We start from the raw sequence: 13,383 nt of genomic DNA, 5'->3' as shown, positions 1-13,383 counted from the left end.
TCACAGCCTGCGATGTATCGCCATGTTTAGTTTTACCCAGGTCTTCCTGGTCGCCGCCGGCTATTTGCTGTTCCTGTTTCTGGTCGCCTGGGTCACAGACCGTGGCTTTCTGCCCGCGCGGCTGGTGCGCCACCCGGCCGTCTATGTTTTTTCACTGGGCGTCTACGCCAGCGCCTGGGCCATCTATGGCAGCGTCGGCTACGCCTACCACTACGGCTACAACTTTCTGGCCTATTTCCTCGGCATTTCCGGCGTCTTCATGCTGGCACCGATTCTGCTGGCGCCGATATTACGGCTGACCAGCAGCTATCAGCTGAGCTCCATGGCAGACCTGTTTGCCTTCCGCTACCGCAGCCGCCTGGCTGGCGCGCTGACCACGCTGATGATGCTGGCCGGGATGCTGCCCCTGCTGGCATTGCAGGTAAAAGCCGTCGCCGAGTCCATCCAGATACTGACCGGCGAAGCCCACCCCGGCAGCCTGGCCTTCTGGTTCTGTCTGCTGATCACCCTGTTCGCCATCCTGTTCGGCGCCCGCCATGCCACCAACCGGGAAAAACATGAAGGCCTGGTGGTGGCGATTGCGGTGGAATCCCTGATCAAGATCGTCGCCTTTGTGCTGCTCACCGTGCTGGGGCTGTACAGCGTCTTCGACGGCCCGGCCGGGCTTACCGTGTGGCTGGACAACAACCCGGATGCCCTGGCGCGTCTCTACTACCCGCTGCAAGACGGCACCTGGCACTCGATGATCCTGGCGTTTTTCGTGTCCGCCGTGGTGATGCCACACATGTTTCATATGGCGTTCAGCGAAAACCTGAATCCACGCGCCCTGATGACCGCCAGTTGGGGCCTGCCCTTGCTGCTGCTGATCATGGCCTTGTGTATCCCGGTGATCCTGTGGACCGCCACGGCGGCAGAAGTCGACGGGCTGCCGGATTATTACGCACTGGCAGTGGGCAGCCTCAGCGGCAGCCATGGCGCCATGCTGGCCTATGTCGCCGGGCTGGCCGGCGCCAGCGGCATGCTTATCGTGGCCGCCCTGGCGCTGTCGTCCATGGCGCTGAATCACCTGGTGCTGCCGGCCCGCACGCAACGCCTCGACGAGAGCCTGTACCGTTGGCTGCTGTGGGCCCGGCGCCTGCTGATTGCTGGCGTGCTGGCGCTGTCCTACCTGTTTTATGCCATCGCGGGCGACCACCACACCCTGACCGAACTCGGCGTGCTGTCGTTTGTGGCCACCCTGCAGTTTGTTCCCGGGCTGATCGGCGCGCTGTTCTGGCCCGGCGCCAACCGCATGGGCCTGTTTGCCGGCCTGCTGACCGGCTTCGCCATATGGGTCGCGGCCCTGGTATTGCCCATCGTGATCCCGCACTGGCAACCTACCCTGCTGTTTGATCTGCTGGGCATTTCCCACCAGTCCACCGCCCACCAGTGGCACCATGTGGCCATCGCCTCGGTAGTCGCCAATGGCGTGGTGTTCGTGTTTTTCTCCCTGCTTACCCCGTCCAGCCGCGCGGAACGCAACGCCGCAGAAACCTGTGCCGTGGACAGCCTGCGGCGTACCTTCCGCTGGGAGCTGGAGGCGGACACGGTCGAGGATTTCATCACCTCCCTCAGTGAACCGCTGGGCCCCGTCACGGCGGAACGCGAAGTCACGCTGGCGCTGCGCGATCTGGGCCAGCCCCGCGCCGAAACCCGGCCTTACGCGTTGCGACGACTGCGCGACCAACTGGAAACCAACCTGTCCGGGTTGCTCGGACCATCGGTATCGCACCGCATCGTGGATCAGCATCTGCCCTACAAGCCCCAGGCAGAAAACGAATCCAGCGAAGATATCCAGTTTATCGAGTCACGCCTGGAGCTCTACCGCGACCGGCTTTCCGGCCTCGCCGCCGAGCTGGACAGCCTGCGCCGCTTCCACCGGCAAACGTTGCTGGAACTGCCCATGGGGGTCATCTCGCTGGGCGCCGACGGCGAGATCATCGGCTGGAACCTGGCCATGGAGCACCTCACCGGCGTCACCGCCCAACGCACCATCGGCGCCCGGCTCAATACCCTGCCACGCCCCTGGAACGTGGTGTTCCACGATTTTGCGCTGGGCGACACCCTGCGCATGCCCCAGGTAGAGGTGCGCCTGCGTGACCAGTCGCGCTGGCTGAGCCTGCACAAGTCCCAGGTGGTCGGCAACGTGCCCGGCGAACGCGCCGGCGGCCAGGTCATCGTGGTGGAAGACATTACCGATCTGCGCGCACTGGAAGCGCAACTGACACACAACGAACGGCTCGCCTCCGTGGGCCGCCTGGCCGCGGGTGTCGCCCACGAGATCGGCAACCCGGTCACCGCCATCGCCTGCCTGGCACAGAATCTGGACCAGGACGCCGACGGCGAAGAAGTGGCACAGGCCTCACAGCAGATCGTCGAGCAGACCCGCCGCATTTCACGCATCGTCGAATCCCTGGTCACATTCAGTCACAGCGGCGGCATCCAGCTGCCGGTGCAGGGGCCCGTCTCCCTGCGCGATACGGTCGACGAAGCCATCAGCCTGCTGCAGATGGACCCGGATCATCGCCAGCAACAGTTCCGCAATGATTGCCCCGCCGATCATCTGGTACGCGGCGACAGCCAACGACTGTTGCAGGTGTTCGTCAATCTGCTGTCCAATGCAGCGGACGCTACACATGATAATGATCCGATCACCATCCGCAGTGAGAGCCTGGAAGAACGGCTGGATGTGATGATCGAAGACCAGGGCCATGGCATTCCGGAAGAGCTGGCGTCGTCGCTGTTCGAACCGTTCGTCACCAGCAAGCCGCCCGGTCGCGGCACCGGTCTTGGTCTGGCACTGGTTTACAGTATTATTGAGGACCACTTCGGCAGCATTCGCGCAGAGAGCCCGATTGCTGACGGGCGCGGGACCCGATTTGTGATAACGCTGCCGCGTTACTCTGACGTAGCTTGATACGCTGCCGGGAAGGACCCGGGCTGCTCCGGGCTGGCCGTGCGCCTGATTCAGGCGGCCGGGCATTCCCGACAACGCATTCCCGACAAACGTTGTTTTCAGTCAGGTGGGTACCATGAGCCATATCATGATCGTTGAGGATGAGCCGGTAATCCGCGGCGCCCTGCGCAAGCTGCTGGAACGTCACGAGCACACGGTTGTGGAAGCCGCCTCGGCAGAACAGGCACTGGAACAACCGCTGCAGCACTTCGACCTGATCATCAGCGACCTGCGCCTGCCCGGCGCGGGCGGCACCGACCTGATCGCCAGCGCCAACCCCACGCCCGTGCTGATCATGACCAGCTACGCCAGCCTGCGCTCCGCCGTGGATGCCATGCGCCTGGGTGCCGTGGACTATGTGGCCAAACCCTTCGACCACGATGAGATGCTGCTGTCGGTGAATCGCATCCTCAAGGAAGGCAAGCTGCAACGGCACAATCAGGCACTGCGCGCGGATGTTGCACGCACCTATCCCACCGGCGCCATGCTCGGCGAATCTCCTGTCATGCAGGAGCTGTTCCGCCGCGTGGACAAGGTGGCGCCCACGGATACCAGCGTGCTGATCACCGGTGAAGCCGGCACCGGCAAGGAACTGCTGGCACGCCTGCTGCACGAACGCAGCCGCCGCGCCCAGGCACCGCTGGTGTCGCTGAATTGCGCCGCCATCTCGGGGCCGCAACTGGAAGCAGAGCTGTTTGGCCACGAGCGGGACGCCCTGCCCGGTGCCGAGGAGGCCAAACCCGGCCTGATCGAAGATGCCCACGGCGGCACCCTGTTTCTGGATGAGATCGGCGAGCTGCCCATGGAAACCCAGGCGCATCTGCTGCGCCTGTTGCACGACGGCGAGATCACCCGCATCGGCGGCGTCATGCCCCGCCGCGTGGACGTGCGCCTGATCGCAGCCTCACCCAAAGCGCTGGATGCCCAGGTGGCCGCCGGGCGTTTTCGCAAGGATCTGTTTTACCGCCTGAATATCCTGCAGCTGGCGCTGCCGCCCCTGCGCGAACGCGGCAGCGATATCCCTTTGCTCGCCCACGCCTTGCTCTCCCGTCTGTGCGAACGCCACAACAGCGCACCGCTCACCTTCAGCGCCAGCGCGCTGGAAGCCATGGCCCAACACAGCTGGCCGGGGAACGTGCGGGAGCTGGAGAATGCCATTGAACGTGCGGTGATTCTGGCCGACGGCCCGGAGATCACTCCCGAGGCGCTGGCCCTGAATGCCACAGCGGCAAGCAACCCGGGCACCACGGCCGGCAGCCGCCGGCCGCTGGAAGACCCCCAGGAAGACCTGTCGCTGGAGGACTATTTCACCCGCTTCGTGCTGGAAAACCAGGACGCCATGACCGAGACCGAGCTGGCACAGAAACTGGGTATCAGCCGCAAATGCCTGTGGGAACGCCGCCAGCGTCTGGGCATCCCGCGCCGCCGCAGTACGGCCGGCGCCTGACGGACACATCCGGGTTACGAAAGGCTTTACTCTGCGATCACAAACAGCATTGCCAGGCGAAACCGACCCGGGTGTTACCGTCCTACACAGCGCCGTAACACCAAAACTACACACTTAACCAGTGAACAAGCTGTTCACTCAGAAGATTCACGCCAACTCATTGATAGGTAAAGGTTTTTCAAATTGTTGCAATGAGGCGGGGGTGAATGCAGGATGAACACACGCCAGCAAACAACAAAAACAGCGGCGTAGAAGGCTCATAAAGAATAACAATTTCACGAGCCAATGCAGTGCTTGTCATGACCGGACTGTCGTGACTAAAAAGGCAGAAAACAAAACAAACAATAACAATAACAGAATCAGCGCAATTATAAGGGACCACAGCTTGCTGTGGTCCCTTTTTCATTTCTGCTCCCGTACCAGCCCCAGCCACCCGGGTCGCCCTGACTCCTGATACAGGTTAACATTGCGCGCTTTACGATCAATCACAGCCACACACACCACCGCCAACCGACAGGCTTACCTATAGTGCTACGCAAGATCCCGGCTTTTCTGACACGACTCATCGGGCGTGATAACGGTGCTCGCCGAACGCAGACGGAGCCCGTGATCATTCCCCGCGACCAGCACCCGATCTCGCGCAAGCAGATCAGCCGCGCGGCGCTCAACGTGCTGTACGGCCTGCATGAGGCTGGCTTTGACGCCTTTCTGGTGGGCGGCTGTCTGCGCGACATCCTCACCGGCATCCAGCCCAAGGATTTCGACGTTGTCACCAACGCGACCCCTGAAGAAGTGGAGTGCCTGTTCCGCCGCGCCCGCATCATTGGCCGTCGTTTCCGCCTGGTGCATGTCCGCTTCGGGCCCGAAGTCATCGAAGTGGCCACCTTCCGCGCCCTGGGCGAGCCCGGTGACAGCGACAGCAGCCACAGCCGCGAAGGCCAGATCCTGCGCGACAATGTCTACGGCAACATCGAAGAAGATGCCCTGCGCCGCGACTTCACCGTCAATGCGCTCTACTACAATATCGCCGACTTCGCGCTGTATGACTTTGCCGGCAGCATGCAGGACATCCAGAACAAGACCCTGCGCCTGATGGGCGACCCGGCCCAGCGTTACCGCGAAGATCCGGTCCGCATGATCCGCGCCGTGCGCTTTGCCGCGAAACTGGATTTCGACATTGATCCGGACACCGAGGCGCCGATCCACGAACTGGCGCCCCTGATGCAGCAAGTGCCGCCGGCACGCCTGTTCGACGAAATGCTGAAACTGTTCCTGGGGGGCCACGCGGCCTACACCCTGGAACTGCTGCAGGATTACGGGCTCTTCGATGCGCTGTTCCCGGCCACCGCAGAAACCCTGCAAGACAGCGACCAGCGACTGCTGGAAGCAGCCATGCACAACACCGACCGGCGCCTGGCCCAGGACAAACCGGTGACCCCGGCATTCCTGTTCGCCGTACTGCTGTGGGCGCCCATGCGCCATCTGCTGGAACGCTACCAGGACGACGGCATGCCGCCCTCGGTGGCCCTCAACAAGGCCTCTGGTCACGTCATCGCCGAACAGGTCAGCACCATTGCCATCCCGCGCCGCTTCTCTTCCGTGGTGCGCGAGATCTGGGACCTGCAGCCGCGCCTGCCCCGGCGCCACGGCAACCGTGCCGCCCAGCTGGTCAGCCACCCACGCTTCCGCGCCGCCTATGACTTCCTGTTGCTGCGCGAGGAAGCGGGCGAGATCCCGCCGGGGCTGGGCCAATGGTGGACCGATTACCAGGACGCCGACGAAGACACCCGCGAGGCCATGGCAGCCGCAGCGGCCAAAGGTGCCCCTGCCGGCAACAGCGGCACCGGGCGCAAGCGCCGGCGTCGCCGCCGCCGTGGCGGTGCCGAAGGCGGTGCGAGCGGTGGCAACAACGCATGATGCGTTGCCATATCGGCCTGGGCAGCAACCTGGCCGACCCGGCGCAGCAGTTGCGCCGGGCGCTTGACGGCCTGGCCCGACTGCCAGGCTCTCGTCTTGCCGGATGCTCCCCCTTCTACGGCACCACCCCGGTCGGCCCCGCCGATCAACCCGACTTCATCAACGCCGTCGCCGCCCTGGATACCGACCTGCCCCCCCTGACGCTGCTGGATGCCCTGCAGGCACTGGAGCGCGCCGCCGGGCGGGAACGCCTGCGTCACTGGGGCGAACGCACCCTGGATCTGGACCTGCTGCTGTACGGCGACCAGTACATCAACCATCCCCGCCTCACGGTGCCCCACCCACGCATGCTGGAACGCGCCTTTGTGCTGGTGCCCCTGGCTGCGCTGTCGCCGTCCCTGGTCCTGCCGGACGGCAGCACGCTGGCGAGCCACCGGCAGCAGTGCGATGATGCCGGAGTCTGGTACCATGAGGCCGCGCCGGATGTCGGACACGACGATATCAGACAACAGTAGCGGGGGCGGGTGATGCTGAACGAACGGGTGCAGGCGATGCGAGATGCCGGTGAACTGCCACGCTTTATCGCTGTGGAAGGGCCCATCGGTGTCGGCAAGACGACCCTGGCGCGACGCCTGGCAGAGACCTTCAACTACGAAGTGCTGCTGGAACAGGCCGAAGCCAATCCGTTCCTGGAACGCTTTTATCGCGCCCCCCGCCAGTACGCTCTGCAGACCGAGCTGTTCTTTCTGTTTCAGCGCGCCGAGCAACTGCGCGAACTCAAACAGAACAGCCTGTTCGAAGAAGTCCGGGTCAGCGATTTCCTGATCGACAAGAACGAACTGTTCGCGGAAGTCACGCTGGATGAAGACGAGTTTCGCCTGTACCAGAACGTGCACAAGCACCTGACTCTGGATGCGCCGCGCCCGGACCTGGTGATTTATCTGCAAGCGCCCACCAGTGTCTTGCTGCAACGCATCGGCAAGCGCGGGCTGGCCATCGAGCGCAGCATCGACAGCGATTATCTCGACCGCCTCAACAATGCCTATGCGCGTTTTTTCCATTTTTATGACGACGCGCCACTGCTGATCGTCAACGCCGCAGATATCGATTTTGCCGGGCACGACGAAGACTACCAGCAACTGGTGAGCTATCTGCTGGACATCGGCAAGGGCCGCCACTATTTTAATCCCCGCCCGCTGGCAGGCTGAGCCGCCACTTCAGGAACACGCCCATGTCAGGAATACGCCCATGAGTGTCACCATCCGCACATTGCAGCAATGCAAAGCAGAAGGCCGCAAATTCTCCGTGCTGACCGCCTATGACGCCTGCTTTGCGACGCAGGTCAGCAACGCCGGCATCGACGCCATTCTGGTGGGGGATTCGCTGGGCATGGTACTGCAAGGGCACGACAGCACCTTGCCGGTTACCGTGGCCGACATCGCCTACCACACCGCCTGTGTCGCCCGGGGCAACCAGGGCAGCCTGATCATGGCCGACATGCCGTTCATGGGCGCCGCCACCCTTGAGGGCGCCCTGGCGGCCAGCCAGGCGCTGATGCAGGCCGGCGCCCATATGGTCAAACTCGAGGGCGCAGGCTGGCTGGCAGACACCGTCACCACGCTGCGACGCAACGGCGTGCCCGTCTGTGTGCATCTGGGGCTCACCCCACAGTCGGTCAACGCCTTCGGGGGGTATCGGGTACAGGGCCGTGAGGACGACAGCGCACAACGCCTGATTGACGATGCCCTGGCACTGGAAGCCGCCGGGGCCGACGTGCTGCTGCTGGAATGCGTGCCCCGGGCCGTCACCCAGCGCCTGCTCGCCGCCGTCTCGGTGCCGGTGATCGGCATCGGCGCCGCGCCGGAATGCGACGGCCAGGTGCTGGTGCTGCACGACATGCTGGGCATCACCCCGGGCAAGCCGGCCCGCTTCGTGAAGAACTTCATGATCGAGGCCGGGGGCGATATCGCTGCGGCCCTGCGCGCCTACGACACCGCCGTCAAGAACGGCAGCTTCCCGGGGCCGGAGCACTGCTTCTCCTGACCTGAACCGCGCAGCCGCCGGAGATCACCCCATGCTGACCCTGCACACCATCGCAGACACCCGCGCGCAGGTGCGCGCCTGGCAAGCCAGCGGCCTGCGGGTCGGCTTCGTGCCGACCATGGGCAATCTGCACGCCGGGCATATCCGCCTGGTAACCGAGGCCCGCCGCCACGCGGACAAAGTGGTGGCCAGCATCTTCGTCAACCCGACGCAATTCGGCCCCGGCGAAGATTTTGATGCCTATCCACGCACCCTGGAGCGCGACCAGGCCCGTTTGGCAGACGCCGGCACCGACCTGCTGTTTGCCCCCGCCGTGGACGAAATGTACCCGCAACAGAACCTCAGCTGGGTGGATGTCGACCAGCTGGGCGAGCACCTGTGCGGCGCCAGCCGCCCGGGGCACTTCCGCGGCGTCAGTACCGTGGTGAGCAAGCTGTTCCACATCGTCACGCCCGATGTAGCCTGTTTTGGCGAGAAAGACTTCCAGCAACTGGCCGTGATCCGGCGCATGACCCGCGACCTGTGTTTCGGCATCGACATTGTCGGCGTCGCCACAGAGCGGGAAGCGGATGGCCTGGCCATGAGCTCCCGCAACGGCTACCTGAGCCCCGAAGAACGTGCCCTGGCGCCGCAAGTATATGCTCACTTGCAGCAAGCCCGCGCCGCCATCGAGGCTGGCGACACCGACTATCAGGGGCTCAGCCAACGCCTGACGGAAAGCCTTGAAAGCGCCGGTTTCCGTGTCGATTACCTGGATGTGGTGAACGCGGAAACGGTGGCGCCGGCAACGCCCGAAGACCGCGCCTTGCGGGTTGCGGTGGCCGCCAGACTGGGCAAAACCCGATTGATAGACAATATACCGGTCGCAATTGTGCGTGACTGATCGTTCAGGCATACTGGCGCGCCATTTTCGGCACTGATTCCCGGTCCGTTTAACGGTTGTATCCCGATGTGTGCGGTGCTAAAAAGGGCCCGCATTACAGCGCAGAGACATCCTTGTCGGGGTAGCGCAGAGAGGTAGAGTCATGCAGTGCACTATGCTGAAAGCCAAGCTGCACCAGGCGCGCGTCACGCACGCAGAGCTGGAGTACGAAGGTTCCTGTGCCATTGATGGCACATTGCTCGATATGGCGGGCATTCTGGAATACGAACAGATCCAGATTTACAACGTGGACAATGGCGAGCGCTTCACCACCTACGCCATTCGCGCCGAGGAAGGCTCACGAATGATTTCTGTCAACGGCGCCGCTGCGCATAAAGCACAGCCGGGTGACCGCGTGATTATTTGCGCTTACGCCAACTACAGCAGCGCAGAACTGATCAACTTCAAGCCACGTCTGATCTACTTGGCAGACGGCAACGCCGTAAAAGGCAGCAGCGACGCCATACCGGTACAGGTTGCCTGAGGCAACCCGCACCTGAAGCAAACCCGCTGTTTGCACGCTATAGAAAGCCCCGGATTTCGGGGCTTTTTTTTGCCCGCCCCTCACTGTCCGCCCCCCACCCCTGGCGCTGGCACGCCACATCGCTTTATACCAAAGTGGGCTTTACCCGGTGCCGCATTTCATCAATAGTGAACCTCTTGTATATGTCTTGTATGCGCTATATCTGAAGGAGGCCACAGATGTCGGAAGTGAAACGCTATCCGGTACCCGAAGCGTTTGCCCGTGATGCCCTGATGGACAAGGACCACTATGACGCGTGGTACCGCGCCTCCATCGAGACACCTGACACCTTCTGGGCCGAGCGTGCCCGCGAATTTCTCGACTGGTCCCGCCCCTGGGACAAGGTCAGTGAATGGGATTTCAGCACCGGCGACGCCAACTGGTTTGTCGGTGGCCAGCTCAATGTCTGCTACAACTGCGTAGACCGCCATCTGGCCACCCGTGGCGACCAGACCGCCATCATCTGGGAAGGCGATGAGCCCGATCAGAGCCGCCATATCAGCTACCGCGAACTGCACGAAGAAGTCTCGAAACTGGCCAATGTGCTGCGTCAGCGTGGCGTCGGCAAAGGCGACCGGGTCTGCATCTATATGCCGATGATTCCGGAAGCCACCTACGCCATGCTCGCCTGCGCCCGCATCGGCGCCGTGCACTCGGTCATCTTCGGTGGTTTTTCCCCGGAAGCGCTGAAAGACCGTATTCAGGACGCCCAGGCCTGCGCCGTCATCACCGCCGATGAAGGCGTGCGCGGCGGCAAGAATGTGCCCCTGAAAGACAACGCCGACAAGGCCATGGCCCAGTGCGACAGCGTGCACACCTGCCTGACTGTGCGCCGCACCGGCAATAAAGTGAACTGGCAGGCAGACCGGGACATCTGGTACCACGAGGCCGTGCCCGCCGCCAGCGGCGACTGCCCGCCAGAGCCCATGGACGCAGAAGATCCGTTGTTCATCCTCTACACCTCCGGCTCCACCGGCAAACCCAAGGGTGTGCAGCACACGACCGCCGGTTACCTGCTCGGCGCCGCCCTGACCCATCGCTATGTGTTCGACTACAAGGACGGTGATATCTACTGGTGCACCGCCGATGTCGGCTGGGTCACCGGCCACAGTTATATTGTCTACGGCCCACTGGCCAACGGTGCTACCACGCTGGTGTTCGAAGGCGTGCCCACCTACCCCGACGCCTCGCGCTTCTGGCAGGTGATCGACAAGCACCAGGTCACCATTTTCTACACCGCCCCCACTGCCATTCGGGCACTGATGGGCCTGGGGGATGAGCCGGTCAAACAGGCCCAACGCAGCAGCCTGCGCCTGCTCGGCACTGTCGGTGAACCGATCAACCCGGAAGCCTGGGAATGGTATTACCGCACCGTCGGCGACAGCCGCTGCCCGATTGTCGATACCTGGTGGCAGACTGAAACCGGCGCCATCATGATTGCGCCAATCCCCGGTGCCATCGACACCAAACCCGGCTCCGCGACGCTGCCGTTCTTCGGCGTGGAACCCGCACTGGTGGATGCCGACGGTAAGGAACTCGAAGGCGCGGCCTCCGGCAACCTGATCATCAAAAGCTCCTGGCCCAGCCAGATCCGCACTGTCTATGGCGATCATCAACGCATGATCGATACTTATTTCTCGACCTACGCCAACAGCTATTTCACCGGCGACGGCGCACGGCGTGATGAAGATGGTTACTACTGGATCACCGGCCGCGTCGACGACGTGCTGAATATTTCCGGGCACCGCCTGGGCACCGCCGAGATCGAATCAGCACTGGTACTGCACCCGGCCATTGCCGAAGCCGCCGTGGTGGGCTATCCCCATGACGTCAAAGGCCAGGGCATCTATGCCTACGTCAACCTGATGAAGGGCCACGAAGGCGACGACGAACTGGTGAAGACCCTGCGTGACTTCGTCGCCCAGGAAATCGGCGCCATCGCCAAACCGGATCTGATTCACTTTGCCCCCGGCTTGCCGAAAACCCGTTCGGGCAAGATCATGCGCCGCATCCTGCGCAAGATTGCCACCAACGAGCTGGATTCCCTGGGTGATACCTCAACGCTGGCAGACCCGTCTGTGGTGGATCAGTTGATCGAGACACGATTGCATCGATAACCCACTGCCAGAAGGCCCGGTAAATACCGGGCCTTCTGCTATACTTGTCGCGCCCGACTGCATAGCGAGCGCCTGTCATGGGTTCTACCCGAGAGCACACCACCCCGGAACAAGCCACCCTCAAACTCTCCATCGGTATGACGCTGGTCGTCGCCGGGCTGGGCATCGCGCTCGGGCTGCTGTCCGGGTCTCAATCAATTCTGTTCGACGGTATGTTCTCGACCATTGATGCCGCCATGTCGCTACTGGCCCTGTTTGTCTCACGGCTATTGATGCGCGAGGGCAGTCGTCGCTTCCAGTACGGCTACTGGCATATGGAGCCACTGGTCGCCGCGCTCAACGGCAGCATCCTGTTACTGCTGTGTGTGTATGCCTTCTTCAACGCGGTAGGTGGCCTGATCGACGGCGGGCGTGAACTGGCATTCGATATTGCCATTGGCTATGCCGTGGTGGTCAGCGTGGTGTGCTTCAGCATGTACCTGGTCGAAAAGCGGGTGAACCGCCGGGTCAACTCAGAGTTCCTGCGCATAGACACCCAGAGCTGGCTGATGGCAGGCCTGATCACCTTTTCATTGCTGATTGCCTTTATCGGCGCATTGTTCATGGCGGACACCCCCGCAGCGCCACTGATTCCCTATATTGATTCGTTGCTACTGGTACTGCTGACGCTGTGCTTCATGCCGGTGCCGATTGGCATCGTGCGTCGCGCCATGAGTGAAATCCTGATTGTTGCGCCGAACATGCTCGATCAGGAGGTCCGCAATGTCATGGCCAGGATCATGAAGCGCGACGGCCTGATCGACTACTACAGCCACGTTGCAAAGAGCGGCCGCATCTACTTCATCGAAATCCACATCGTCACGCGCGGCGATTTCGGCGTCGATCAGGGGGTGCAGGCGCTGGATATGGTGCGTGCCGAGATCACAGCCGGGCTGGAAAAACCCGACGAGAAGCGCTGGATCACCGTCGCCTTTACCGCCAATCCTGACTGGGCCTGACCGCCGCTGATCCACCGCCTCGCGGAACCCCGGAGGTCAGCGCCAGCACTCCTGGGCTGAGCCGCTGGTTACTCCCCGGGTGCCAGCATGGGTCAAGGTCAGATTGCCGCACTGGTTCTGCCCGGTCGCCAGAATGCGCGTTGCGGTAAGCAAAAACCCCTGATTACTGTTGGTGGGCGTCGCGGAGATCCGATACAGACCGCTCTCGGACTCATACGGCGCGATGCAGCCCGCATATTGCGCATTGGCCGTGAAGCAGCGCTCCATTCTCATCGCTGCCGCCATCAACTCCGTGCGCCCTTCAGATACACGACCCCTCTCCACCTGATTCTGGTAGCTTGGATACACGATGGCAGAAATAATGCCAATAATTGCCACAACCATCATCAGTTCTATGAGCGAAAAACCTTTCATCCTGATT

At 62.5% G+C, this 13,383-nt stretch carries 12 protein-coding genes; 10 read left to right on the top strand and 2 right to left on the bottom strand.

The genetic code is table 11. The features are described 5' to 3' along the window. Positions 1-22 precede the first annotated feature (22 nt). The gene (locus K8B33_RS10040; protein ID WP_223426019.1) at positions 23-2,956 is read left to right on the top strand and encodes a sensor histidine kinase; all 2,934 of its coding nucleotides are present in this window, start codon (positions 23-25) and stop codon (positions 2,954-2,956) included. Positions 2,957-3,071: 115 nt separating this feature from the next. Further along, complete coding sequence (locus tag K8B33_RS10035) at positions 3,072-4,442, top strand: sigma-54-dependent transcriptional regulator (protein WP_223426017.1); 1,371 nt, start codon at positions 3,072-3,074, stop codon at positions 4,440-4,442. Positions 4,443-4,620: 178 nt separating this feature from the next. Here the strand turns inward: K8B33_RS10035 and K8B33_RS10030 are convergent, their stop codons facing one another. Next, on the bottom strand, positions 4,621-4,848 hold the full coding sequence (locus K8B33_RS10030; RefSeq protein WP_223426014.1) for a hypothetical protein: 228 nt from the start codon (positions 4,846-4,848) through the stop codon (positions 4,621-4,623). Between the two features lie 203 nt (positions 4,849-5,051). On the opposite strand from K8B33_RS10030, the gene pcnB reads away from it, so the two are divergent. The 8 genes from pcnB to K8B33_RS09990 all read left to right on the top strand — a co-directional run bounded on the left by pcnB (position 5,052) and on the right by K8B33_RS09990 (position 12,962). Further along, the gene (gene pcnB, locus K8B33_RS10025; protein ID WP_317846218.1) at positions 5,052-6,359 is read left to right on the top strand and encodes a polynucleotide adenylyltransferase PcnB; all 1,308 of its coding nucleotides are present in this window, start codon (positions 5,052-5,054) and stop codon (positions 6,357-6,359) included. Beyond that, a complete protein-coding gene (gene folK / locus K8B33_RS10020) occupies positions 6,356-6,874 on the top strand; it encodes a 2-amino-4-hydroxy-6-hydroxymethyldihydropteridine diphosphokinase (protein ID WP_223426012.1) in 519 nt (172 codons plus the stop codon). The genes pcnB and folK overlap by 4 nt, the downstream gene beginning before the upstream one ends. Before the next feature lie 12 nt (positions 6,875-6,886). Next, the gene (locus tag K8B33_RS10015; protein WP_223426010.1) at positions 6,887-7,567 is read left to right on the top strand and encodes a deoxynucleoside kinase; all 681 of its coding nucleotides are present in this window, start codon (positions 6,887-6,889) and stop codon (positions 7,565-7,567) included. A gap of 40 nt (positions 7,568-7,607) precedes the next feature. Next, positions 7,608-8,402 (top strand): 3-methyl-2-oxobutanoate hydroxymethyltransferase, encoded by a 795-nt coding sequence (gene panB, locus K8B33_RS10010; RefSeq protein ID WP_223426008.1) that lies wholly within the window; start codon positions 7,608-7,610, stop codon positions 8,400-8,402. A gap of 31 nt (positions 8,403-8,433) precedes the next feature. Further along, positions 8,434-9,285: a pantoate--beta-alanine ligase gene (gene panC, locus K8B33_RS10005; protein WP_223426006.1), complete on the top strand. Its 852-nt coding sequence runs from the start codon at positions 8,434-8,436 to the stop codon at positions 9,283-9,285. A 142-nt stretch (positions 9,286-9,427) separates the two neighbouring features. After that, entirely contained in the window at positions 9,428-9,808 is a 381-nt protein-coding gene (panD, locus tag K8B33_RS10000; RefSeq protein WP_223426004.1) for an aspartate 1-decarboxylase, read from the top strand. 218 nt (positions 9,809-10,026) lie between these two features. Continuing rightward, positions 10,027-11,964: an acetate--CoA ligase gene (acs, locus tag K8B33_RS09995; RefSeq protein ID WP_223426002.1), complete on the top strand. Its 1,938-nt coding sequence runs from the start codon at positions 10,027-10,029 to the stop codon at positions 11,962-11,964. Positions 11,965-12,041: 77 nt separating this feature from the next. Then, positions 12,042-12,962 carry a cation diffusion facilitator family transporter gene (locus tag K8B33_RS09990; protein WP_223426001.1) on the top strand — a complete coding sequence of 307 codons (921 nt, stop codon included), beginning with the start codon at positions 12,042-12,044 and terminating at the stop codon, positions 12,960-12,962. A gap of 36 nt (positions 12,963-12,998) precedes the next feature. Here the strand turns inward: K8B33_RS09990 and K8B33_RS09985 are convergent, their stop codons facing one another. Next, a complete protein-coding gene (locus tag K8B33_RS09985) occupies positions 12,999-13,376 on the bottom strand; it encodes a type IV pilin protein (RefSeq protein WP_263284590.1) in 378 nt (125 codons plus the stop codon). Positions 13,377-13,383 lie beyond the last annotated feature (7 nt).

The sequence above is a fragment of the Alcanivorax limicola genome (assembly GCF_019931215.1).
GTDB lineage: Bacteria > Pseudomonadota > Gammaproteobacteria > Pseudomonadales > Alcanivoracaceae > Isoalcanivorax > Isoalcanivorax limicola.
This window is presented reverse-complemented; position numbering and strand designations above follow the sequence as displayed.

What these genes read in the sequence shown, in the direction of transcription:
- K8B33_RS10040 (WP_223426019.1), top strand. Translation starts at nt 23, where the DNA reads ATGTTTAGTTTTACCCAGGTCTTCCTGGTCGCCGCCGGCTATTTGCTG.
- K8B33_RS10035 (WP_223426017.1), top strand. Translation starts at nt 3,072, where the DNA reads ATGAGCCATATCATGATCGTTGAGGATGAGCCGGTAATCCGCGGCGCC.
- K8B33_RS10030 (WP_223426014.1), bottom strand. Translation starts at nt 4,848, where the DNA reads ATGAAAAAGGGACCACAGCAAGCTGTGGTCCCTTATAATTGCGCTGAT.
- folK (WP_223426012.1), top strand. Translation starts at nt 6,356, where the DNA reads ATGATGCGTTGCCATATCGGCCTGGGCAGCAACCTGGCCGACCCGGCG.
- K8B33_RS10015 (WP_223426010.1), top strand. Translation starts at nt 6,887, where the DNA reads ATGCTGAACGAACGGGTGCAGGCGATGCGAGATGCCGGTGAACTGCCA.
- panB (WP_223426008.1), top strand. Translation starts at nt 7,608, where the DNA reads ATGAGTGTCACCATCCGCACATTGCAGCAATGCAAAGCAGAAGGCCGC.
- panC (WP_223426006.1), top strand. Translation starts at nt 8,434, where the DNA reads ATGCTGACCCTGCACACCATCGCAGACACCCGCGCGCAGGTGCGCGCC.
- panD (WP_223426004.1), top strand. Translation starts at nt 9,428, where the DNA reads ATGCAGTGCACTATGCTGAAAGCCAAGCTGCACCAGGCGCGCGTCACG.
- acs (WP_223426002.1), top strand. Translation starts at nt 10,027, where the DNA reads ATGTCGGAAGTGAAACGCTATCCGGTACCCGAAGCGTTTGCCCGTGAT.
- K8B33_RS09990 (WP_223426001.1), top strand. Translation starts at nt 12,042, where the DNA reads ATGGGTTCTACCCGAGAGCACACCACCCCGGAACAAGCCACCCTCAAA.
- K8B33_RS09985 (WP_263284590.1), bottom strand. Translation starts at nt 13,376, where the DNA reads ATGAAAGGTTTTTCGCTCATAGAACTGATGATGGTTGTGGCAATTATT.